At 57.4% G+C, this 23,845-nt stretch carries 20 protein-coding genes and 2 tRNA genes; 21 read left to right on the forward strand and 1 reads right to left on the reverse strand.

What is annotated here, in order from left to right; genetic code table 11:
* The first annotated feature begins 234 nt into the window (after window positions 1-234).
* The 8 genes from grpE (at window position 235) to C7534_RS26890 (ending at window position 10,707) form a co-directional block, all read left to right on the forward strand.
* On the forward strand, window positions 235-801 hold the full coding sequence (gene grpE, locus C7534_RS26850) for a nucleotide exchange factor GrpE (protein WP_109787589.1): 567 nt from the start codon (window positions 235-237) through the stop codon (window positions 799-801).
* 102 nt (window positions 802-903) lie between these two features.
* Complete coding sequence (gene dnaK / locus C7534_RS26855; protein WP_007942898.1) at window positions 904-2,820, forward strand: molecular chaperone DnaK; 1,917 nt, start codon at window positions 904-906, stop codon at window positions 2,818-2,820.
* A 297-nt stretch (window positions 2,821-3,117) separates the two neighbouring features.
* Entirely contained in the window at window positions 3,118-4,242 is a 1,125-nt protein-coding gene (dnaJ, locus tag C7534_RS26865; RefSeq protein WP_046031919.1) for a molecular chaperone DnaJ, read from the forward strand.
* Window positions 4,243-4,251: 9 nt separating this feature from the next.
* Window positions 4,252-5,058: a 4-hydroxy-tetrahydrodipicolinate reductase gene (dapB, locus tag C7534_RS26870; RefSeq protein WP_109787591.1), complete on the forward strand. Its 807-nt coding sequence runs from the start codon at window positions 4,252-4,254 to the stop codon at window positions 5,056-5,058.
* A gap of 259 nt (window positions 5,059-5,317) precedes the next feature.
* Window positions 5,318-6,454, forward strand: a complete 1,137-nt coding sequence (gene carA / locus C7534_RS26875; RefSeq protein WP_046031921.1) for a glutamine-hydrolyzing carbamoyl-phosphate synthase small subunit — start codon at window positions 5,318-5,320, stop codon at window positions 6,452-6,454.
* 119 nt (window positions 6,455-6,573) lie between these two features.
* Window positions 6,574-9,795: a carbamoyl-phosphate synthase large subunit gene (gene carB / locus C7534_RS26880; RefSeq protein WP_109787592.1), complete on the forward strand. Its 3,222-nt coding sequence runs from the start codon at window positions 6,574-6,576 to the stop codon at window positions 9,793-9,795.
* A gap of 2 nt (window positions 9,796-9,797) precedes the next feature.
* Window positions 9,798-10,274: a transcription elongation factor GreA gene (gene greA, locus C7534_RS26885; protein ID WP_046031963.1), complete on the forward strand. Its 477-nt coding sequence runs from the start codon at window positions 9,798-9,800 to the stop codon at window positions 10,272-10,274.
* Window positions 10,275-10,302: 28 nt separating this feature from the next.
* Window positions 10,303-10,707 carry an MFS transporter gene (locus C7534_RS26890; protein ID WP_109787593.1) on the forward strand — a complete coding sequence of 135 codons (405 nt, stop codon included), beginning with the start codon at window positions 10,303-10,305 and terminating at the stop codon, window positions 10,705-10,707.
* Window positions 10,708-10,716: 9 nt separating this feature from the next.
* Here C7534_RS26890 and C7534_RS26895 read toward each other — a convergent pair whose 3' ends face one another.
* Window positions 10,717-11,025, reverse strand: a complete 309-nt coding sequence (locus tag C7534_RS26895; RefSeq protein WP_046031924.1) for a YhbY family RNA-binding protein — start codon at window positions 11,023-11,025, stop codon at window positions 10,717-10,719.
* Between the two features lie 101 nt (window positions 11,026-11,126).
* Between C7534_RS26895 and rlmE the strand changes: the two genes are divergently transcribed.
* From rlmE to truB, 13 genes are all read left to right on the forward strand, one after another.
* Window positions 11,127-11,756: a 23S rRNA (uridine(2552)-2'-O)-methyltransferase RlmE gene (gene rlmE / locus C7534_RS26900; RefSeq protein ID WP_109787594.1), complete on the forward strand. Its 630-nt coding sequence runs from the start codon at window positions 11,127-11,129 to the stop codon at window positions 11,754-11,756.
* A 203-nt stretch (window positions 11,757-11,959) separates the two neighbouring features.
* On the forward strand, window positions 11,960-13,870 hold the full coding sequence (ftsH, locus tag C7534_RS26905; protein ID WP_046031926.1) for an ATP-dependent zinc metalloprotease FtsH: 1,911 nt from the start codon (window positions 11,960-11,962) through the stop codon (window positions 13,868-13,870).
* 8 nt (window positions 13,871-13,878) lie between these two features.
* The gene (gene folP / locus C7534_RS26910) at window positions 13,879-14,730 is read left to right on the forward strand and encodes a dihydropteroate synthase (RefSeq protein WP_109787595.1); all 852 of its coding nucleotides are present in this window, start codon (window positions 13,879-13,881) and stop codon (window positions 14,728-14,730) included.
* A gap of 16 nt (window positions 14,731-14,746) precedes the next feature.
* Window positions 14,747-16,084, forward strand: coding sequence for a phosphoglucosamine mutase (gene glmM / locus C7534_RS26915; RefSeq protein ID WP_109787596.1), 1,338 nt, complete (start codon window positions 14,747-14,749; stop codon window positions 16,082-16,084).
* 66 nt (window positions 16,085-16,150) lie between these two features.
* A complete protein-coding gene (tpiA, locus tag C7534_RS26920) occupies window positions 16,151-16,906 on the forward strand; it encodes a triose-phosphate isomerase (protein ID WP_109787597.1) in 756 nt (251 codons plus the stop codon).
* 4 nt (window positions 16,907-16,910) lie between these two features.
* The gene (secG, locus tag C7534_RS26925) at window positions 16,911-17,294 is read left to right on the forward strand and encodes a preprotein translocase subunit SecG (RefSeq protein WP_109787598.1); all 384 of its coding nucleotides are present in this window, start codon (window positions 16,911-16,913) and stop codon (window positions 17,292-17,294) included.
* Window positions 17,295-17,316: 22 nt separating this feature from the next.
* Window positions 17,317-17,402 (forward strand) — tRNA-Leu (locus C7534_RS26930).
* A gap of 97 nt (window positions 17,403-17,499) precedes the next feature.
* Window positions 17,500-17,576: transfer RNA gene (locus C7534_RS26935), tRNA-Met, on the forward strand.
* A gap of 138 nt (window positions 17,577-17,714) precedes the next feature.
* Window positions 17,715-18,173, forward strand: coding sequence for a ribosome maturation factor RimP (gene rimP, locus C7534_RS26940; RefSeq protein ID WP_010463487.1), 459 nt, complete (start codon window positions 17,715-17,717; stop codon window positions 18,171-18,173).
* A gap of 47 nt (window positions 18,174-18,220) precedes the next feature.
* Window positions 18,221-19,702: a transcription termination factor NusA gene (nusA, locus tag C7534_RS26945; protein WP_007900474.1), complete on the forward strand. Its 1,482-nt coding sequence runs from the start codon at window positions 18,221-18,223 to the stop codon at window positions 19,700-19,702.
* 27 nt (window positions 19,703-19,729) lie between these two features.
* Entirely contained in the window at window positions 19,730-22,261 is a 2,532-nt protein-coding gene (gene infB, locus C7534_RS26950; protein WP_109787599.1) for a translation initiation factor IF-2, read from the forward strand.
* A gap of 159 nt (window positions 22,262-22,420) precedes the next feature.
* Window positions 22,421-22,822, forward strand: coding sequence for a 30S ribosome-binding factor RbfA (rbfA, locus tag C7534_RS26955; RefSeq protein ID WP_109787600.1), 402 nt, complete (start codon window positions 22,421-22,423; stop codon window positions 22,820-22,822).
* A gap of 3 nt (window positions 22,823-22,825) precedes the next feature.
* Entirely contained in the window at window positions 22,826-23,743 is a 918-nt protein-coding gene (gene truB, locus C7534_RS26960; protein WP_027924464.1) for a tRNA pseudouridine(55) synthase TruB, read from the forward strand.
* Window positions 23,744-23,845 lie beyond the last annotated feature (102 nt).

Here is a 23,845-nt window from a genome sequence, read left to right on the forward strand (position 1 = left end):
CGCTCCCAGGCTTTAGGTCTGGTTATTTATACAGTGTTTTATTTGTGCCTGACAATGGCCTCGCTTGGCTCGATTTGCTTGGCCTGACGAAATGCCCGGTGCATCGGGTAATCGCAATGCAGCGCTTTTTGTAAGGGTAATCGCAAGAATCCCCTTGAAGCTGGATTTTGCGGCCCCATATACCGGGACAGAAGCGCGAGTTGAGCTCGCGGACGATATTGAAAGGAGAAATCTATGGCTGACGAACAGACAGTGGATACGCAAAATCTAGACGCCGATCAGGCTCTACAAGCTTCGGGCGATGACCTGACGGCTCGTGTACAAGTGCTCGAAGAGCAACTGGCAGGCGCGCAGGATCAGGCTTTGCGTGTAGCCGCCGATCTGCAGAACGTCCGCCGTCGCGCCGAGCAGGATGTAGAAAAGGCTCACAAATTTGCCCTGGAGAAATTCGCGGGCGATTTGCTGCCGATCATCGACAGCCTTGAGCGCGGTCTGGAGTTGTCCAACCCGGACGACGAAAGCATCCGTCCAATGCGCGAAGGCATCGAGCTGACCCTGAAAATGTTCCAGGACACCCTGAAGCGTTATCAGCTGGAAGTGATCGATCCGCATGGCGAACCGTTCAACGCTGTTCAGCATCAGGCAATGGCCATGCAGGAAAGCGCCGATGTCGAGCCGAACAGCGTGCTCAAGGTGTTCCAGAAGGGCTATCAGCTCAATGGCCGCCTGCTGCGCCCGGCCATGGTCGTGGTCAGCAAGGCGCCTGCGCCAGTTTCGCCTTCGATTGATGAGCAGGCTTGAAAATGGCCGCAAGGCCCCCATTTATAAGTCAAGCGTTTAAGTGCTACCGCAGTTAGCCACCACTGCTGCGGCAACCAAATCCAAAGTTTCGGGAGAGTGAACATGGGCAAAATTATCGGTATCGACCTGGGGACCACCAACTCCTGCGTCTCCGTACTTGAAAACGGCGTAGCCAAAGTTATTGAAAACGCTGAAGGCGCGCGTACCACGCCGTCGATCATCGCTTACGCCAACGATGGCGAAATCCTCGTTGGCCAGTCGGCCAAGCGTCAGGCTGTGACCAATCCGCACAACACCTTGTATGCGGTGAAGCGTCTGATCGGTCGTAAGTTCGACGAAGAAGTCGTACAGAAAGACATCAAGATGGTCCCTTACAAAATCGCCAAGGCTGACAATGGCGACGCGTGGGTAGAAGTGAACGGCCAGAAAATGTCGCCGCCACAAATCTCGGCTGAAATTCTGAAGAAAATGAAAAAGACCGCCGAAGACTACCTCGGCGAGCCAGTGACTGAAGCGGTCATCACCGTTCCGGCCTACTTCAACGACAGCCAGCGTCAAGCCACCAAAGACGCCGGCCGCATCGCGGGTCTGGACGTAAAACGTATCATCAACGAACCAACCGCAGCCGCTCTGGCTTACGGTATGGACAAGGCGAAGGGCGATCACACCGTGATCGTTTACGACTTGGGCGGCGGTACTTTCGACGTTTCCGTGATCGAAATCGCTGAAGTCGATGGCGAGCATCAGTTCGAAGTATTGGCCACCAACGGTGACACGTTCCTGGGCGGTGAAGACTTTGACATTCGTCTGATCGACTACCTCGTTGACGAATTCAAGAAAGAAAGCGGCATGAACCTCAAAGGTGACCCGCTGGCCATGCAGCGCCTGAAAGAAGCCGCTGAAAAAGCCAAGATCGAGCTGTCCTCTGCTCTGTCGACCGACGTGAACCTGCCGTACATCACTGCAGACGCCACCGGTCCGAAGCACTTGAACGTGAAGATTTCTCGCGCCAAGTTGGAAGCACTGGTTGAAGACCTGGTTCAGCGCACCATCGAGCCTTGCCGCATCGCTCTGAAAGACTCCGGTATCGACGTTGGCGCAATCAACGACGTGATCCTGGTAGGCGGTCAGACCCGTATGCCACTGGTTCAGAAACTGGTAACCGAGTTCTTCGGTAAAGAAGCTCGTAAAGACGTGAACCCGGACGAAGCTGTTGCCATGGGTGCTGCTATCCAGGGCGCGGTATTGGCCGGTGACGTCAAAGACGTTCTGCTGCTGGACGTCAGCCCGCTGACCCTGGGTATCGAAACCATGGGCGGCGTGATGACCGCGCTGATCGAGAAAAACACCACGATTCCTACCAAGAAATCGCAAGTGTTCTCGACTGCCGATGACAACCAGGGCGCTGTGACCATTCACGTGCTGCAAGGTGAGCGTAAGCAAGCGGCTCAGAACAAGTCCTTGGGCAAGTTCGACCTGGCCGACATTCCACCAGCACCACGTGGCGTGCCACAAATTGAAGTGACCTTCGACATCGACGCCAACGGCATTCTGCACGTAGGCGCCAAAGACAAGGCCACCGGCAAGACTCAGTCGATCGTGATCAAGGCCAACTCCGGTCTGTCCGAGGAAGAAATTCAGCAGATGATTCGCGATGCTGAAGCCAACGTCGACGCAGACCGCCAGTTCGAAGAGCTGGCAACCGCTCGCAACCAGGGCGATGCGCTGGTTCACTCGACGCGCAAAATGGTCGCTGACGCTGGCGATAAAGTGACTGCCGAAGAGAAGACTGCGATCGAAGCTGCTGTTGTTGCTCTGGAAGCCGCTGTCAAAGGCGACGACAAAGCTGCAATCGAAGCCAAGGTTGAAGAACTGTCGAAAGTCTCTGCTCCAGTGGCGCAGAAGATGTACGCCGAACAGGCTCAGCCTGCTGAAGGCGCGGCACCGCACGACGAAAAAGCTGAAAAGGCTGACGACGTTGTCGATGCCGAGTTCGAAGAAGTCAAAGACCACAAGTAAGTTGTTGGTCGCCCGGTTGACTGCCTTTAGGCGGTGACTGGTAGGATGTCGCCGCGCGGGAGCTTGCTCCCGCGTTGGCGTGTCTGGAATACGCGAATTTTTACAGCATGCGACAGCGTTCGCGTGCTGCTGGTATGGCCGGGAATGCTCCTGCTTTTCGAGCCGCAAGTACCGCAATGAATCAAAGACCAGGATCGTTGAATTGACGTGAGTTGGGTCCGGGCCTGTATTGGGGCTCAACGAGTTTGGCAAGGCTCAGGAGAGGTTTGCCGAACGTCCTCAAGAGTGCAAAGACTTATGACAAAGCGTGACTATTACGAAGTATTGGGTGTTGAGCGTGGCTCAAGCGAAGCAGACCTGAAGAAGGCCTACCGCCGCTTGGCGATGAAGCATCACCCGGACCGTAATCCCGATGACAAAGCGTCGGAAGAAATGTTCAAAGAGGCTAACGAAGCCTACGAAGTGCTGTCCGATTCCAGCAAGCGCGCGGCCTACGACCAGTACGGTCATGCCGGTGTCGACCCAAGCATGGGTGGCGGTGGTGCCGGTTTTGGCGGTCAGAACTTCTCCGACATCTTTGGCGATGTCTTCAGTGACTTCTTCGGTGGCGGTCGCGGCGGCTCCCGTGGCGGTGCCCAGCGCGGCAGCGACCTGCGTTACACCCTGGAACTGAATCTTGAAGAAGCGGTGCGCGGTACCACCGTGAACATCCGCGTTCCGACGCTGGTCAACTGCAAGCCGTGCGACGGCTCGGGTGCCAAGAAAGGCTCCTCGCCAGTCACCTGCCCGACCTGCGGTGGTATTGGCCAAGTCCGCATGCAGCAGGGCTTCTTCTCGGTGCAGCAGACCTGCCCGCGTTGCCATGGCCAGGGCAAAATCATTTCCGACCCGTGCAACTCCTGCAACGGCGAAGGCCGTGTTGAAGAGTACAAAACCCTTTCCGTGAAAGTGCCGGCCGGTGTCGATACCGGTGACCGCATTCGTCTGTCCGGCGAAGGCGAGGCGGGCGCTCAGGGTGGACCGACTGGCGACCTGTACGTGGTGATCAATGTGCGCGAGCACGCGATCTTCCAGCGTGATGGCAAACACCTGTTCTGCGAAGTGCCGATCAGTTTTGTCGATGCGGCGTTGGGCGGTGAGCTGGAGATTCCGACCCTTGATGGTCGAGTCAAACTGAAGATCCCTGAGGGGACCCAGACCGGCAAGCAGTTCCGCGTTCGCGGCAAAGGCGTCGCGCCGGTGCGTGGCGGCGGTGCGGGTGATCTGATGTGTCGTGTCGCGGTCGAAACCCCTGTCAATCTGGGTCGTCGTCAGCGTGAATTGCTGGAAGAGTTCCGTAGCTCCCTGGCAGACGACAACAGCCATTCGCCGAAAACCACCGGTTGGTTTGAAGGCGTGAAGCGCTTCTTCGGCGATTTGTAAGGAGTCGGCATGCGACGTATAGCTGTGATGGGCGCTGCCGGGCGCATGGGCAAAATTCTGGTCGAGGCCGTGCAGGAGCGCGCGCCGCTGACCGGTCTGACGGCGGCCATCGTGCGCCCCGGCAGCACGCTGATTGGTGTGGATGCCGGTGAGCTGGCCTCGCTGGGGCGTATTGGTGTGCCGTTGTCCGGCAATCTGGATGCGGTCGCTGACGAGTTCGATGTTTTGATCGACTTCACGCTCCCGGAAGTCATGCTGAAAAACCTCGCGTTCTGCCGCAAGACCGGCAAGGCCATGGTAATCGGCACTACCGGGCTGGATGCGGCGCAGAAGCAGTTGCTGGCTGAGGCGGGCAAGGAGATTCCGATCGTGTTCGCGGCCAATTTCAGTGTTGGCGTGAACCTGTCGCTGAAGTTGCTCGACATGGCCGCACGTGTGCTGGGTGATGAGGCGGATATCGAAATCATCGAAGCGCATCACCGACACAAGATCGACGCACCTTCAGGCACCGCGTTGCGCATGGGTGAAGTGATCGCCAGCGCCTTGGATCGTGATCTGCAAAAGGTCGCGGTCTATGGTCGCGAAGGTCATACCGGTGCGCGTGAGCGTGAAACGATCGGCTTTGCCACTGTTCGCGGTGGTGATGTGGTTGGCGATCACACGGTGCTGTTCGCCTGTGAGGGCGAGCGTCTGGAAATCACGCATAAAGCGTCCAGTCGCATGACCTTCGCCAAAGGCGCGGTGCGAGCGGCGTTGTGGCTGGATGGTCGTGAGCCAGGCCTTTACGACATGCAAGACGTGCTCGATCTGCGTTAAGATGCGCCCGAAATCGGGTTCAAACACAGTGTTTGAGCCCGGTTTTACACCGCCAAGCGACGTCCTGTCGCATTCTCCAGCCTTTCGGGCTCATTGGCGGTAGACCAAAAATGCCTTTTTCTGTAAGCTACAGCTTTAGTGTGTCCACTAAAAGCGCGCAGAATAATTCAGTGAAGAAGCGGGGTGACGTGTCCATACGTCACTCCGCTTTTTTACAACCTGCGATCGCCCTTTCAGGCTTTATTTACGGGAGGTCTTCTTGACTAAGCCAGCCATACTCGCCCTTGCTGATGGCAGCATTTTTCGCGGCGAAGCCATTGGAGCCGACGGTCAAACCGTTGGTGAGGTGGTGTTCAACACCGCAATGACCGGCTATCAGGAAATCCTTACCGATCCTTCCTACGCCCAACAGATCGTTACCCTGACCTATCCGCACATCGGCAACACCGGCACCACGCCGGAAGACGCCGAATCCGACCGCGTCTGGTCCGCTGGCCTGGTCATCCGTGACCTGCCACTGGTTGCGAGCAACTGGCGTAACACGATGTCCCTGTCCGATTACCTGAAAGCCAACAACGTTGTGGCTATCGCCGGTATCGACACCCGCCGCCTGACGCGCATCCTGCGTGAGAAAGGCGCACAGAACGGCTGCATCATGGCCGGTGACAACATTTCCGAAGCCGCCGCCATCGCCGCTGCACAGGGTTTCCCTGGCCTCAAGGGCATGGACCTGGCCAAAGTCGTCAGCACCAAAGAGCAATACGAATGGCGCTCGACGGTCTGGGATCTGAAAACCGACAGCCACGCGACGATCGAAGCCTCCGAGCTGCCGTACCACGTGGTCGCCTACGACTACGGCGTCAAGCTGAACATCCTGCGCATGCTGGTCGAGCGCGGTTGCCGCGTGACCGTGGTGCCAGCACAAACTCCGGCCGCAGACGTTCTGGCGATGAAGCCGGACGGCGTGTTCCTGTCCAACGGTCCTGGTGACCCTGAGCCGTGCGACTACGCGATTCAGGCGATCAAGGATGTGCTGGAAACCGAGATTCCGGTCTTCGGTATCTGCCTCGGTCACCAACTGCTGGCCCTGGCCTCTGGCGCCAAGACTCTGAAAATGGGTCACGGCCACCACGGTGCCAACCACCCGGTCCAGGACCTGGACAGCGGTGTGGTGATGATCACCAGCCAAAACCACGGTTTTGCGGTAGACGAAGCGACCCTGCCAGCCAACGTCCGTGCGATCCACAAATCGCTGTTCGACGGCACCCTGCAAGGGATCGAGCGTACCGACAAGAGCGCCTTCAGCTTCCAGGGTCACCCGGAAGCCAGCCCTGGCCCGAACGACGTAGCGCCATTGTTTGATCGCTTCATCAATGAGATGGCCAAGCGACGCTGATCGCTCACCTTTATTGGTGCAAGGCTTGAGGGCGGTCCCGACACCGGCGGTCCCCTCAAGGCTTCAAAGATTGAACAAGACGGCTTGCCGACTGACCTGCGGATTTGAGTGACAAACCCATGCCAAAACGTACAGACATTAAAAGCATCCTGATTCTCGGCGCTGGCCCGATCGTTATCGGCCAGGCCTGCGAATTCGACTACTCCGGCGCCCAGGCCTGTAAGGCCCTGCGCGAAGAGGGTTACCGCGTCATCCTGGTGAACTCCAACCCGGCGACCATCATGACCGACCCGGACATGGCCGACGCGACTTACATCGAGCCGATCAAGTGGCAGACCGTTGCCAAAATCATCGAGAAAGAGCGTCCGGATGCGCTGCTGCCAACAATGGGCGGCCAGACCGCTCTGAACTGCGCACTGGACCTGGAGCGCGAAGGCGTCCTGGAGAAGTTCGGCGTAGAGATGATCGGCGCCAACGCGGACACCATCGACAAGGCTGAAGACCGTTCTCGCTTCGACAAGGCGATGAAGTCCATCGGCCTGGACTGCCCGCGTTCGGGTATCGCCCACAGCATGGAAGAAGCCAACGCCGTTCTCGAGCGCCTGGGCTTCCCGTGCATCATTCGTCCTTCCTTCACCATGGGCGGCACCGGTGGCGGTATCGCTTACAACCGTGAAGAGTTCGAAGAAATCTGCGCCCGTGGTCTGGACCTGTCTCCGACCAAAGAGCTGCTGATCGACGAATCCCTGATCGGCTGGAAGGAATACGAGATGGAGGTTGTCCGCGATAAGAAGGACAACTGCATCATCGTTTGCTCCATCGAAAACTTTGACCCGATGGGCGTGCACACCGGTGACTCGATCACTGTTGCGCCAGCACAGACCCTGACGGACAAGGAATACCAGATCATGCGTAACGCCTCGTTGGCGGTACTGCGTGAGATCGGCGTGGAAACCGGCGGCTCCAACGTTCAGTTTGGCATCTGCCCGGACACTGGTCGTATGGTCGTGATCGAGATGAACCCGCGTGTATCCCGCTCTTCGGCACTGGCCTCGAAAGCCACTGGTTTCCCGATTGCGCGTATCGCTGCCAAGCTGGCGATCGGCTACACCCTCGACGAACTGTCGAACGAAATTACCGGCGGCGCTACGCCTGCGTCCTTCGAACCGTCCATCGACTACGTCGTGACCAAGCTGCCACGTTTTGCCTTCGAGAAGTTCCCGAAAGCCGACGCACGCCTGACCACTCAAATGAAGTCGGTCGGTGAAGTCATGGCCATCGGCCGGACCTTCCAGGAATCCCTGCAGAAAGCCCTGCGCGGTCTGGAAGTGGGCGTTTGCGGTCTGGACGAGAAGCTCGACCTGAGCAACCCGGAAAGCATGAGCGTGCTCAAGCGCGAACTGACCGTGCCGGGCGCCGAGCGCATCTGGTACGTGGCTGACGCCTTCCGTGCCGGCCTGTCGGTCGAAGACATCTTCGGCATGAACATGATCGATCCGTGGTTCCTGGTACAGATCGAAGATCTGATCAAAGAAGAAGAGAAGGTCAAGACCCTCGGTCTGACCAGCATCGATCGCGACTTGATGTTCCGCCTCAAGCGCAAAGGCTTCTCCGACATGCGTCTGGCCAAGCTGCTGGGCGTGACCGAGAAGGCTCTGCGTCGTCACCGTCACAAGCTGGAAATCTTCCCGGTCTACAAGCGCGTTGACACTTGCGCGGCCGAGTTCGCCACCGACACCGCTTACCTCTACTCGACCTACGAGGAAGAGTGCGAAGCCGCGCCGTCGGGCCGCGACAAGATCATGATCCTGGGCGGCGGTCCAAACCGTATCGGCCAGGGTATCGAGTTCGACTACTGCTGCGTACACGCGGCACTGGCTCTGCGTGAAGACGGTTACGAGACCATCATGGTCAACTGCAACCCGGAAACCGTTTCCACCGACTACGACACTTCCGATCGCCTGTACTTCGAACCGGTTACCCTGGAAGACGTGCTGGAAATCGTTCGCGTCGAGAAGCCCAAAGGCGTGATCGTCCAGTATGGCGGCCAAACCCCGCTGAAACTGGCGCGTGCCCTGGAAGAAGCCGGCGTACCAATCATCGGTACCAGCCCTGATGCCATCGACCGCGCCGAAGACCGTGAGCGCTTCCAGCAAATGGTCGAGCGTCTGAACCTGCGTCAGCCGCCAAACGCCACCGTGCGCAGCGAAGACGAAGCGATTCGTGCTGCCACCAAGATCGGTTACCCGCTAGTGGTTCGTCCGTCCTACGTACTGGGCGGTCGCGCGATGGAAATCGTCTACGAAGAAGAAGAGCTCAAGCGCTACCTGCGTGATGCGGTGAAAGTGTCGAACGACAGCCCTGTGCTGCTCGACCACTTCCTCAACTGCGCCATCGAAATGGACGTGGATGCGGTTTGCGACGGCACCGACGTGGTGATCGGAGCGATCATGCAGCACATTGAGCAGGCTGGCGTTCACTCCGGTGACTCCGCGTGCTCCCTGCCGCCGTACTCGCTGCCTGCTCACATCCAGGACGAGATGCGCGAACAGGTCAAGAAAATGGCCCTGGAACTCGGCGTTGTCGGTCTGATGAACGTTCAGTTGGCGCTGCAAGGCGAAGACATCTACGTCATCGAAGTCAACCCGCGCGCTTCCCGTACCGTACCGTTCGTGTCCAAGTGCATCGGTGTTTCCCTGGCCATGATCGCCGCTCGCGTGATGGCTGGTAAAACCCTGAAAGAAATCGGTTTCACCAAAGAAATCATTCCGAACTTCTACAGCGTGAAAGAGGCGGTGTTCCCATTCGCCAAATTCCCTGGCGTGGACCCGATCCTGGGCCCAGAGATGAAGTCCACCGGTGAAGTGATGGGCGTGGGCGATACCTTCGGCGAAGCATTCGCCAAGGCCCAGATGGGCGCCAGCGAAGTGCTGCCGACCGGCGGTACCGCATTCATCAGCGTGCGTGATGACGACAAGCCACTGGTTGCAGGCGTGGCTCGTGATCTGATCAACTTGGGCTTCGAAGTGGTTGCCACCGCCGGTACTGCCAAGCTGATCGAAGCCGCAGGCCTGAAAGTGCGTCGTGTGAACAAGGTGACCGAGGGTCGTCCGCACGTGGTCGACATGATCAAGAATGACGAAGTCACCCTGATCATCAACACCACCGAAGGCCGTCAGTCGATCGCTGATTCGTACTCCATTCGTCGTAATGCCTTGCAGCACAAGATCTACTGCACCACGACTATTGCTGCTGGCGAAGCTATCTGCGAAGCGCTGAAGTTCGGTCCCGAGAAGACCGTGCGCCGCTTGCAGGATCTACACGCAGGATTGAAGGCATGAGCATAACCAAGTACCCAATGACTGTTCAGGGCGCTCGCGCCCTGGAAGAAGAACATACTCACCTGACCAAGGTCGTCCGTCCGAAGCTCAGCCAGGACATCGGTACGGCCCGCGAGTTGGGTGACTTGAAGGAAAACGCCGAATACCACGCTGCTCGTGAGCAGCAGGGTATGGTCGAGGCGCGTATTCGTGACATCGAAGGCCGGATTCAGAATCAGGTCATCATCGACGTTACGAGCATTCCTCACACAGGCAAAGTGATTTTCGGTACCACCGTTGAGATTGCCAACGTTGAGACGGATGAGCGCGTGACTTACCACATCGTTGGTGAAGACGAGGCTGATTTCAAACTGGGCAAGATTTCGGTTGGATCGCCACTGGCCCGCGCCTTGATTGCCAAGGAAGAGGGTGATGTGGTGGCGGTGAAAACGCCAAGCGGCGTCATCGAGTACGAGATTGTCGAAGTTCGCCACATCTAAAGACCTGCGCCCGCTACGTGCGGGCGCGATGGGTTGGCAGCTGACTCAGATGTTGTGGGTTGGCGGCCTGTGGCTGTTACACATCGGTCTGGCGCCGGCGCTGGGTCAAATAGGCCTCGCGCCGCTGCTGATCGACGAAATTGCAGGCATGCTGAATGCGCTGATGGTGGGATTTGCCGCAGCGTGTGTGATTTTTCAGGCTTTGGTGCTGGTTCAGACCGAGGGCCTTGCCAGTCTATGGCGCGATATTCGCGGGCAACTGCTGCTGGTGGCGCTGTATGCGTGTGCGATGTTTTTCGCGGTGCGCTTTGCTTGGCCGGATGCGGTGCGTTGGCAGGTGTTCAGCTATCTGGTGTTGGGGTTTTCCGGGCTGCTGCTGGTGTTACAACCGGTGCCAGGAGGGAGTGGCAGGGTGCGCGAGGCACACCCTTGACCCTTGTCATCACTTGAAGCGATGGACGTTCGACAGCTGCTTGTTGACGCTGAAGTTCTTGCGGTAAATCAGTGCCATCTTGCCGATGACTTGAACCAGATCCCCTTTGCCAACCTTGCAGAGTTCTGCAATGGTCGCCAGGCGCGATTCGCGATCGAGGATGTTGAGCTTGATTTTGATCAGCTCGTGATCCGCCAAAGCGCGTTCAAATTCGGCTAACACACCTTCAGTCAAACCGTTGTCAGCCACAATCAAAACTGGTTTCAGATGGTGGCCAATGGATTTGTACTGTTTCTTCTGCTCTTGAGTGAGCGGCATAATCTGACCCTTTCGTCTGGATTCTGTAAAATGGCGGCCATTTTACCCGAGGGCTCGTGGATCCGCCCAATTAATCACGACCCTTATCATCGAGGTGCCCAATGGCGCGTTCCAAGACAAGCCTTGGTTGGCTGAAAAGACATGTCAACGATCCCTATGTGAAGCAGGCGCAGAAGGATGGCTACCGCTCGCGTGCGAGTTACAAACTTCTGGAGGTCCAGGAGAAATACAATCTGATCCGTCCCGGCATGAGCGTTGTCGACCTGGGTGCGGCGCCCGGGGGTTGGTCGCAGGTGACTAGCCGTCTGATCGGTGGTCAGGGGCGCCTGATCGCCTCGGACATTCTGGAAATGGACAGCATTCCGGACGTGACTTTCATCCAGGGTGACTTCACCGAGGACGGAGTGCTCGCGCGGATCCTTGAAGCCGTGGGTAATTCGCAGGTGGACCTTGTGATTTCCGATATGGCCCCCAATATGAGTGGTACGCCTGAAGTGGACATGCCAAAAGCCATGTTTCTTTGCGAGCTGGCGCTTGATTTGGCGGAACGGATACTCAAGCCAGGTGGTAATTTCGTGATCAAGATTTTTCAGGGCGAAGGGTTTGATGTTTACCTGAAGGATGCTCGTCGGAAATTCGACAAGATTCAGATGATCAAGCCAGACTCTTCTCGTGGCAGTTCCCGCGAGCAATACATGTTGGCTTGGGGTTACCGCGGGCGTAGTGAGTAAAACGAGGTTTTTTTGGCGGGGCGATAGGTTTTTCGTATTTCGCCCCGTGAGCATTAGCGAATATTGTGTAGAAAGTGTTTCACAAAGGGTTACAGACGGCGCCTGCCAGAGCCGTAGGTAATGTAGTAAGTTAGGCCGGTGAATATCATGCGAAGCGCGCGCCATTAGCGGAGCTTGCTTCAGAGGGTAGTTAATTGAACGATATGGCAAAGAATCTGATCCTGTGGTTGATCATCGCGGCTGTCCTGGTGACAGTGATGAACAACTTCTCCAGCCCTAACGAGCCGCAGACCCTCAACTATTCCGACTTCATCCAGCAGGTCAAGGATGGCAAGGTCGAGCGCGTAGCGGTTGACGGCTACGTGATTACCGGTAAACGCACCGATGGCGACAGCTTCAAGACCATTCGTCCGGCAATCCAGGACAACGGTCTGATCGGCGACCTCGTGGACAACCACGTCGTGGTCGAGGGCAAGCAGCCTGAACAGCAAAGCATCTGGACTCAACTCCTGGTCGCAAGCTTCCCGATCCTGGTGATCATCGCCGTGTTCATGTTCTTCATGCGGCAGATGCAGGGCGGAGCCGGTGGCAAGGGTGGGCCGATGAGCTTCGGCAAGAGCAAGGCGCGCCTGCTCTCTGAAGATCAGGTGAAAACCACTCTGGCTGACGTTGCCGGTTGCGACGAAGCGAAGGAAGAAGTCGGCGAATTGGTCGAGTTTCTCCGTGATCCGGGCAAATTCCAGCGCCTGGGCGGCCGTATTCCTCGTGGTGTGCTGATGGTCGGCCCTCCGGGTACCGGTAAAACCTTGCTGGCAAAGGCGATTGCCGGCGAAGCGAAAGTACCGTTCTTCACCATTTCCGGTTCCGACTTCGTTGAAATGTTTGTTGGTGTCGGTGCCAGCCGTGTTCGCGATATGTTCGAGCAGGCCAAGAAACATGCGCCATGCATCATTTTCATCGACGAAATCGACGCCGTCGGTCGCCATCGTGGCGCCGGCATGGGCGGCGGTCACGATGAGCGCGAGCAGACTCTCAACCAGTTGCTGGTGGAGATGGACGGCTTTGAAATGAATGACGGCATCATCGTTATTGCGGCAACCAACCGTCCGGACGTACTGGACCCTGCGTTGCTGCGTCCAGGCCGCTTCGACCGTCAGGTTGTGGTCGGTCTGCCGGATATTCGTGGTCGCGAACAGATTCTCAAGGTGCACATGCGTAAAGTGCCGATGGGTGACGATGTTGCTCCAGCGGTGATCGCGCGTGGTACACCAGGTTTCTCCGGTGCTGACTTGGCTAACCTGGTGAACGAAGCTTCGTTGTTCGCTGCACGTGCCGGCAAGCGCATTGTTGAAATGAAAGAGTTCGAGCTGGCGAAAGACAAGATCATGATGGGTGCCGAGCGCAAATCCATGGTCATGTCCGAGAAGGAAAAGCAGAACACCGCTTATCACGAAGCTGGCCACGCAATTGTTGGTCGTGTCGTGCCTGAGCATGATCCGGTCTATAAGGTCTCGATCATCCCGCGCGGTCGTGCGCTGGGTGTGACCATGTTCCTGCCTGAAGAAGACCGTTACAGCCTGTCCAAGCGCGCGCTGATCAGCCAGATCTGCTCGCTGTACGGTGGTCGTATCGCTGAAGAAATGACCTTGGGTTTCGATGGTGTCACCACAGGTGCGTCCAACGACATCATGCGTGCCAGCCAGATCGCGCGGAACATGGTCACCAAGTGGGGCCTGTCGGAAAAACTCGGTCCATTGATGTATGCCGAAGAAGAGGGTGAAGTATTCCTCGGTCGCGGCGGTGGCGGCCAGAGTGCAAGTTTCTCTGGTGAGACAGCCAAGCTGATCGACTCCGAAGTGCGCAGCATCATTGACCAGTGCTACGGTACGGCCAAACAGATTCTCACGGACAACCGTGACAAGCTTGATGCCATGGCCGATGCCTTGATGAAGTACGAGACGATCGATGCCGATCAGATCGATGACATCATGGCGGGTCGTGCGCCTCGCGAGCCTCGTGACTGGTCGGGTGGCACCGGTACTTCCGGTACACCTCCGGTGGTGCAGGATGAGCGTCCGGAAACACCGATCGGCGGTCCGGCTGCTGACGTATAAGGTTTGAAATGACTTTTGTTCCGTCTTCGACCCGGTTGCCTTGCGGCAACCGGGTTCTTGATTTGGCCCAGACGCATGTCATGGGTATCCTCAATGTCACACCCGATTCCTTTTCTGATGGTGGCCGATACAGTCAGTTCGATGCTGCGCTGCGTCATGCCGAGTCGATGGTGGCGGCGGGTGCGACGCTGATTGATGTCGGTGGCGAATCGACCCGCCCTGGTGCCCGTGCGGTTTCACCGCTTGAGGAGCTGGAGCGCGTAGCGCCTATCGTTGAGCGAATCAATCGCGAGCTCGATGTGATTATTTCTGTCGATACCTCCACGCCAGCGGTCATGCGTGAGACTGCGCGGTTGGGTGCGGGGTTGATCAATGATGTGCGTTCGCTGCGTCGGGACGGTGCCCTGGACGCTGCGGCGGCTACCGGGCTGCCGGTGTGTCTGATGCACATGCTCGGCGAGCCGGGCGACATGCAGAATGATCCGCACTATCAGGACGTAACCAGGGAGGTAGGCGAGTTTCTCGCCGAGCGCATGGTGCTGTGTGCATCGGTGGGTATCCCGCCAGAGCGGATTATTCTGGATCCGGGTTTTGGCTTCGCGAAGACCTTGCAGCACAATCTAAGCTTGTTTAAGCATATGCAAGCCCTGCATGCCTTGGGGCGGCCCCTGTTGGTCGGGGTTTCGCGAAAGAGCATGATTGGTCAGGCCTTGAATCGTCCGGTTGGAGAGCGCTTGTACGGTGGTTTGGCTCTTGCGGCGCTGGCTTCGGCCAGGGGGGCGCGTATATTGCGCGTCCATGATGTAGCCGAAACAGTGGACGTGGTGCGGATGATCGCCGCGGTGGAATCAGCCGAATAAGAATGATGGAGCACTTATGAGCAAAAAATACTTTGGTACTGACGGTATTCGTGGCCGTGTCGGTGAATACCCGATTACTCCTGACTTCATGCTCAAGCTGGGCTGGGCTGCTGGTATGGCGTTCCGCAAAATGGGCGCCTGCAAGGTGTTGGTTGGCAAGGACACCCGGATCTCGGGTTACATGTTTGAGTCCGCGCTTGAGGCCGGTCTGACGTCGGCAGGTGCTGATGTGATGCTCCTGGGGCCGATGCCAACTCCGGCGATCGCGTACCTGACGCGCACATTTCATGCTGAAGCCGGTATCGTGATCAGTGCCTCGCACAACCCTCACGACGACAACGGCATCAAGTTTTTCTCCGGGAAAGGTACCAAGCTTCCGGACGATATCGAGCTGATGATCGAAGAGTTGCTAGATACTCCGATGACCGTGGTTGAGTCGAGCAAAATCGGTAAAGTCTCGCGAATCAACGACGCATCGGGTCGCTACATCGAATTTTGCAAGAGCAGCGTTCCGACCGGCACCAGCTTCACTGGGCTGAAGATCGTGATCGACTGTGCCCATGGCGCGACCTACAAGGTTGCACCTAGTGTATTCCGTGAGCTTGGTGCTGAAGTCGTTGTGCTTTCCGCCCAGCCCAATGGCCTGAACATCAATGACAACTGTGGCTCAACTCATATGGGGCAACTGCAGGCAGCGGTATTGGCCGAGCATGCCGATCTGGGTATCGCCTTTGATGGTGATGGTGATCGTGTCCTGATGGTCGATCACACCGGTGCCATTGTTGATGGTGACGAGCTGCTGTACATCATTGCCCGCGATTTGCATGGGCGCGACAAGCTGCAAGGTGGCGTGGTTGGTACGCTGATGAGTAACCTCGGGCTGGAATTGGCCTTGGCGGACTTGTCGATTCCTTTTGTTCGCGCCAATGTTGGTGACCGTTATGTCATCGCGGACTTGCTGGAGCGTAACTGGCTGGTGGGTGGTGAAAACTCGGGTCATATCGTCTGCTTCAATCACACCACTACAGGCGATGCGATCATTGCTGCCTTGCAGGTGCTGATGGCGCTTAAAAGGCGCTCCGAGGGCCTGGCTCAGGCTCGTCAAGCGCTTCGCAAGTGCCCTCAGGTGTTGATCAATGTCCGGTTTGGCGGTGGTGCCAGCCCGCTCGATCATCCGGCGGTTAAGGAAGCCAGCGACCGTGTCACCAAGGCTATGGCGGGTCGTGGTCGTGTGCTCTTGCGCAAGTCCGGTACAGAGCCATTGGTACGTGTCATGGTCGAAGGCGAAGACGAAACGCAGGTTCGTGGTTACGCAGAAGAGCTGGCAAAACTGGTTACTGAAGTTTCTGCCTGAATTCGGCTTGCCAGCCTTGATTGTGTTGGGTAACATCTGCGCCCACTTTGACCGACGAGGTACAGCATGCGTCGCCCTATGGTAGCTGGTAACTGGAAGATGCACGGTACCCGCGCCAGCGTCGCTGAGCTGATCAACGGCCTTCGTGACTTGGCCTTGCCGAGCGGTGTTGATGTAGCGGTATTCCCGTCTTGCCTGCATATCAATCAAGTGATTGATGGCTTGCAAGGAAAGTCGATCTCGGTCGGCGCGCAGGACTCTGCGGTGGAATCCGAGCAAGGTGCGTTGACCGGTGAGGTTGCACCGAGTCAGTTGGTGGATGCAGGTTGTTCCCTGGTGCTTGTCGGGCACTCCGAGCGCCGCCAGATAATGGGCGAGCAGGATGCAGTGCTGATTCGCAAGTTCGCAGCGGCACAGGCATCTGGCTTGATTCCGGTGTTGTGCATAGGGGAGACCCTTGAGCAGCGTGAAGCTGGGAAAACGATCGAAGTTGTCTCAGCTCAGCTGGACAGCATTATCGACGAGCTGGGTGTTGGTGTGTTTGCAAAGGCTGTGATCGCTTACGAGCCGGTCTGGGCCATTGGCACCGGGCTGACGGCTTCGCCGCAACAGGCGCAGGATGTGCATGCAGCCATTCGGGCGCAGTTGGCGGAAAAGAATTCTGAAATCGCACAAGGTGTGCGGCTTCTATACGGCGGCAGCGTGAAGGCGGCCAATGCGGTCGAACTGTTCGGCATGCCGGATATCGATGGGGGTCTCATTGGTGGGGCTTCCCTGAATGCAGATGAGTTCGGTGCGATCTGTCGCGCCGCGGGAAACTGAAAAAATGCTGGAAACAGTCGTAGTCGTTTTTCATCTGCTGGGTGCATTGGGCGTAGTTGCTCTGGTATTGCTACAGCAGGGTAAAGGTGCAGATGCTGGTGCGTCTTTCGGAGCAGGTGCTTCAAATACTGTGTTCGGAAGCCAAGGTTCCTCTACCTTTCTTAGTAAGTTTACTGCTATACTTGCCGCAGGTTTCTTCATAACCAGCTTAGGGTTAGGTTACTTTGCTAAAGAGAAAGCTCACCAGCTGACTCAAGTAGGTTTGCCAAACCCAGCGGTGTTGGAAGTTCCAAAGCAACAACCGGCTTCTGATGATGTCCCGGTGCTTCAAGAGCAAAAGTCGGCTAATCCAGCGACTGACGTGCCTCCAGCTCAAGAGCAGAAGTAAGAAGGGTTTCAAACGTAGTATTGCCGAGGTGGTGGAATTGGTAGACACGCAACCTTGAGGTGGTTGTGCCCATAGGGTGTAGGGGTTCGAGTCCCCTTCTCGGTACCAATTAGTCAGGAGAGCCCGCTGTTGCGGGCTTTCTTGCAGGTGGAAGGTTACATTGACCCTGTAGGGGATCGGTCGTATACTTCCGCCCCAGCTTTGTCGCGGGGTGGAGCAGTCTGGTAGCTCGTCGGGCTCATAACCCGAAGGTCGTCGGTTCAAATCCGGCCCCCGCAACCAGTTTAAGGAGCCCCTTTTAAGGGGCTTTTTGTTAGCTGGACACTTTCAACGCCGCTGTTCGACGGCGTTTCAAGGATGGGCGTTTCGCCCATTTTTTTATTTTGCATAGCATGCACATACATGCACGAGGGGGTTCAGGTGTCGAGCAAGCTAGAAGAGTTGCAGGCCTTGTTGGCCCCGGTGGTCGTGGCCCTGGGCTATGAATGCTGGGGTATCGAGTTTTCGGCTCAGGGTCGTCACTCGATGTTGCGCGTTTATATTGATAAAGAGGGCGGCGTGCTGGTGGACGATTGCGCCATTGTCAGCCGTCAGATCAGCGGTGTCCTGGATGTTGAAGATCCAATCGCCGTGGAATACACCCTTGAAGTTTCCTCGCCTGGCATGGAACGCCCTCTGTTCACTATTGAGCAGTTTGCAAAATTTGCCGGTGAACAAGTGAAGATCAAGCTGCGCTCGCCTTTTGAAGGACGACGCAACTTTCAGGGCCTTCTGCGCGGTGTAGAAGAACAGGACGTCGTGGTGCAGGTGGAAGACCATGAGTTCCTGTTGCCGATCGATATGATCGACAAGGCCAACATTATTCCCAGTTTTGACTGAGACGCGGATCCCGCGGATCCAATGGCTTGCGAAAGGCGAGGCGTACGATGAGCAAAGAAGTACTGCTGGTTGTTGAGTCGGTATCCAATGAAAAGGGCGTACCGGCAAACGTAATTTTTGAAGCGCTGGAGCTGGCCCTGGCCACTGCTACCAAAAAGCGTTTCGAGGACGAAGTCGATCTGCGTGTGGAAATCAATCGCCACACCGGTGCTTATGAGACATTCCGTCGTTGGACGGTCGTCGAAGAAGCAGATCTGGACGATCCGGCCATCGAAACCTGGCCGAGCAAGGTTGCGGAAACGCATCCTGGTGCCAAGGTTGGTGATGTAGTCGAAGAAAAGATCGAGTCCATCGAGTTCGGCCGCATCGCTGCACAGACTGCCAAGCAAGTCATTGTGCAGAAAGTTCGCGAAGCCGAGCGTGCTCAAGTCGTTGATGCCTATCGCGAGCGCCTGGGGGAAATCATCTCCGGCACCGTGAAGAAAGTGACCCGCGACAATGTGATTGTCGACCTGGGTAACAACGCTGAAGCGCTGCTGGCTCGTGAAGACATCATTTCTCGCGAAACTTTCCGTGTTGGCGTACGTCTGCGTGCGCTGCTCAAGGAAATCCGCACCGAGAACCGCGGCCCGCAGTTGATCCTGTCGCGCACCGCGCCGGAAATGCTGATCGAGTTGTTCCGCATCGAAGTGCCGGAAATTGCTGAAGGCCTGATCGAAGTAATGGCTGCATCCCGTGATCCGGGTTCGCGCGCCAAGATCGCGGTCCGCTCCAAGGACAAACGCATCGACCCGCAGGGCGCTTGCATCGGTATGCGCGGTTCGCGCGTCCAGGCAGTGTCGGGTGAGTTGGGCGGTGAGCGTGTGGACATCGTCCTGTGGGACGACAACCCGGCTCAGTTCGTAATCAACGCCATGTCCCCGGCTGAAGTTGCGGCAATTATCGTTGACGAAGATGCCCATGCAATGGACATCGCCGTTGGCGCAGACAATCTGGCTCAGGCCATCGGTCGTGGTGGTCAGAACGTGCGTCTGGCTAGCCAATTGACTGGCTGGACCCTGAACGTGATGACCGAATCGGACATCCAGGCTAAGCAGCAAGCAGAAACCGGCGACATCCTGCGCAACTTCATCGACGAGCTGGAAGTCGACGAAGACCTGGCGCAGGTGCTGGTAGATGAAGGCTTCACCAGCCTGGAAGAGATTGCCTACGTACCGTTGGAAGAAATGCTCAACATCGACGGCTTTGACGAAGAAACCGTCAACGAGCTTCGCGCTCGTGCCAAGGATCGTTTGTTGACCAAAGCCATCGCTACTGAGGAAAAGCTGGCAGACGCCCATCCGGCCGAAGACCTGCTCTCGCTTGAGGGTATGGACAAGGATTTGGCGATGGAACTGGCGGTGCGCGGCGTAATTACCCGCGAAGACCTGGCCGAGCAGTCTATTGACGACCTGCTCGACATCGACGGCATTGACGATGATCGTGCCGGCAAGTTGATCATGGCCGCCCGAGCCCACTGGTTCGAGTAATTAGGCGCGGCCTGAGGAGAGAAGTGCATGACGCAAGTCACGGTGAAACAACTGGCCGATGAGGTCAAAACACCGGTAGAGCGCCTGTTGCAGCAGATGCGTGAGGCAGGTCTGCCGCACACCGCCGCCGAAGAAAGTGTGACTGACAGTGAGAAGCAATCGTTGCTGACTCACTTGAAAAGCAGCCACAAGGCGAAAGTGGAAGAACCACGCAAGATCACGCTGCAGCGTAAAACCACCAGCACCCTGCGTGTTGCTGGCAGCAAAAGCATCAGCGTTGAAGTCCGCAAAAAGAAAGTTTTCGTACAGCGCAGCCCGGAAGAAATCGAAGCCGAGCGCAAACGCGAACTGGATGAACGTCGCGCAGTAGAAAATGCTGCCCGTCAGAAGGCTGAAGAAGAAGCCAAGCGTCGCGCCGAAGAAGAAGCGCGTCGCCAGCCTGCTGCTGCGCAAAACGGTTCGACTGACGCTGTTGCAGCGCCTGCTGCAGTTGCTGAACCTGTGCGTGAAAGCGCGCCGGTTGTAGCGGCTGCACCAGCACCGTCTGCTGACGTTCGCAACAAGCAGAACGAACAGCGCCGTCCGGACAAACCACGTGCCGACGATAACAATCGTCGCAGCGGCGGTGGTGATGGCGAGCGCAAAAACGCTCCGCATCGTGCTTCGGTCAAAGAGAAAGCGCCTGCGCCACGTGTTGCGCCACGTACTACCGACGAAGAAAGCGATGGCTTCCGTCGTGGTGGTCGCGGCAAGGCCAAGCTGAAGAAACGCAACGCCCACGGTTTCCAGAGCCCAACCGGCCCTGTCGTGCGTGATGTGCAGATTGGCGAGACCATCACTGTTGGCGATCTCGCCAATCAGATGTCGGTCAAGGCTGCTGAAATCATCAAGTTCATGTTCAAACTGGGTACTCCAGCGACCATCAACCAGGTGCTTGATCAGGAAACTGCTCAGCTGGTAGCCGAAGAACTGGGCCACAAAGTGACCCTGGTCAGCGACACCGCCCTGGAAGATTCCCTGGCCGAGTCCCTGAAGTTTGAAGGTGAGACGTTCTCCCGTGCACCGGTTGTGACCGTCATGGGCCACGTTGACCACGGTAAAACCTCGCTGCTCGACTACATCCGTCGTGCGAAGGTAGCTGCTGGCGAAGCCGGCGGTATCACCCAGCACATCGGTGCGTACCACGTTGAAACTGATCGCGGCATGGTCACTTTCCTCGACACCCCGGGTCACGCCGCGTTTACCGCAATGCGTGCCCGTGGTGCCAAGGCGACCGACATCGTGATCCTGGTGGTTGCAGCGGACGACGGCGTGATGCCGCAGACCATTGAAGCCGTTCAGCACGCCAAGGCTGCCGGTGTTCCACTGGTTGTTGCAGTGAACAAAATCGACAAGCCGGGCGCTGATCTCGATCGCATCCGTAGCGAGCTGTCGGTTCACGGCGTGACCTCGGAAGAGTGGGGCGGCGACACCCCGTTCGTATCGGTTTCGGCGAAAGTCGGTACTGGTGTGGACGAGTTGCTCGAAGCTGTTCTGCTGCAAGCCGAAGTTCTGGAACTGAAAGCGACTCCATCGGCTCCTGGCCGTGGCGTCGTGGTTGAATCGCGTCTCGACAAAGGTCGTGGCCCGGTTGCAACCGTTCTGGTTCAAGACGGTACCCTGCGCCAAGGCGACATGGTGCTGGTCGGTTCGAACTACGGCCGTGTACGTGCCATGCTCGACGAGAACGGCAAGCCGATCAAAGAAGCCGGTCCTTCCATCCCTGTCGAGATCCTCGGCCTGGACGGTACCCCGGACGCTGGCGATGAGATGAGCGTGCTGTCGGACGAGAAGAAAGCCCGTGAAGTGGCTCTGTTCCGTCAAGGCAAGTTCCGCGAAGTCAAGCTGGCCCGTGCTCACGCCGGCAAGCTTGAAAACATCTTCGAAAACATGGGTCAGGCAGAGAAGAAGACGCTCAACATCGTCCTCAAATCCGACGTCCGTGGTTCGCTGGAAGCGTTGAACGGTGCCTTGAACGGCCTGGGTAACGACGAAGTGCAGGTGCGTGTTGTTGGTGGCGGCGTGGGTGGTATCACCGAGTCCGACGCTAACCTGGCACTGGCCTCCAACGCTGTACTGTTCGGCTTCAACGTGCGTGCCGATGCTGGCGCTCGCAAGATCGTCGAGCAGGAAGGTCTGGATATGCGTTACTACAACGTGATCTACGACATCATCGAAGACGTCAAGAAAGCCCTGACCGGTATGCTGGGCAGCGATGTTCGCGAGAACATCCTGGGTACTGCTGAAGTGCGTGACGTGTTCCGTTCGCCGAAGTTTGGCGCGATCGCCGGTTGCATGGTTATCGAAGGTGTTGTTCACCGTAACCGTCCAATCCGTGTACTGCGTGAAGACATCGTTATCTTCGAAGGCGAGCTGGAATCCCTGCGCCGCTTCAAGGATGACGCTTCCGAAGTACGTGCCGGCATGGAATGCGGTATCGGCGTGAAGAGCTACAACGACGTCAAAGTCGGTGACAAGATCGAAGTCTTCGAGAAGGTTCAGGTTGCTCGCAGCCTCTAACTCGCGCACTTCAAGGGCCACGTCGAGCCGCCGCATGCAGATGCGCGGCGCAGCGTCAGGACTCTAAACGCAACGCCCGGTCTGGCTTTTGTCAGGCCGGGCGTTTGCCGCTTTCAGACCCCTCGGGTTTCACCGTGGGGCAGTAACAGGTAACAAGACATGGCAAAAGAATACAGCCGTACCCAACGTATCGGCGATCAGATGCAGCGTGAGCTGGCACAACTGATCCGTCGTGAAGTCAAAGACCCGCGCGTCGGTCTGGTCACCATTACCGCTGTTGAAGTCAGCCGTGACGTCGGTCACGCCAAGATCTTCATCACCGTGATGGGCCAGGACAACGCCGAAGACATCGCGCAAAGCATCAAGGTGCTCAACTCTGCTGCCGGTTTCCTGCGCATGCAGTTGGCTCGCGAAATGAAGTTGCGCAGCGTTCCGCAGTTGCACTTCCACTACGACGAAAGCGTCGTGCGTGGCGCGCATCTGTCGGCCCTGATCGAGCGTGCGGTCGCTGAAGACAATCAGCACCCGGAAGCGGCTGAAGCCGAAGACACCAAGGAGTAATCGGTGGCTCAGGTCAAACGTATCCGTCGTAACGTCAGCGGTATTATTCTGCTCGACAAACCGCTGGGGTTCACCTCCAACGCGGCGCTGCAAAAGGTTCGCTGGTTGCTCAATGCCGAGAAGGCCGGGCACACCGGCAGTCTCGATCCGCTGGCCACCGGCGTTTTGCCGTTGTGCTTTGGTGAGGCGACCAAGTTCTCGCAGTACCTGCTCGATTCCGACAAGGGTTACGAAACCCTGGCGCAATTAGGCAAGACCACCACCACGGCCGATGCCGAGGGTGAAGTTTTGCAGGAGCGTCCGGTGACCGTTGGTCGCGCCGATGTCGAAGCTGTTTTACCCGGTTTTCGTGGGCAAATCAGTCAGATACCGCCGATGTACTCGGCGCTCAAGCGTGATGGGCAGCCGCTGTACAAGCTGGCCCGTGCAGGCGAAGTAGTGGAGCGCGAACCGCGTTCTGTTACTATTGCGCGCTTGGAATTGCTGGCCTTTGAGGGTGATACTGCGCGGCTTGCGGTGGATTGCAGCAAAGGCACCTATATCCGCACCCTGGTGGAGGATATCGGTGAGAAACTCGGTTGTGGCGCTTACGTTGCTGAATTGCGACGTACCCAGGCCGGGCCTTTCACGCTGGCGCAGACGGTCACGCTCGAAGAGTTGGAAGCAGTACATGCCGAAGGCGGCAATGAAGCGGTTGATCGCTTCCTGATGCCATCGGACAGTGGCTTGCTGGATTGGCCGCTGTTGCAGTTCTCGGAGCACAGCTCGTTCTACTGGCTTAACGGCCAACCGGTACGAGCCCCGGATGCACCGAAGTTCGGCATGGTGCGGGTACAGGATCACAACGGTCGTTTCATCGGTATCGGTGAAGTGAGCGAAGACGGGCGCATCGCGCCGCGTCGACTGATTCGGTCAGAATGACCGGACGAGGGTGGCTGTTAACAGGCACGGTCACTACTCATTTTTAGATACAGGGATTTGTCCCTGGCCTGTTGAAACTGTTTTTCTGAAACAGTTTCCTGA

Origin of the sequence: Pseudomonas sp. OV226, from assembly GCF_003148705.1 — a bacterium.
In the GTDB taxonomy this organism is placed as follows: domain Bacteria; phylum Pseudomonadota; class Gammaproteobacteria; order Pseudomonadales; family Pseudomonadaceae; genus Aquipseudomonas.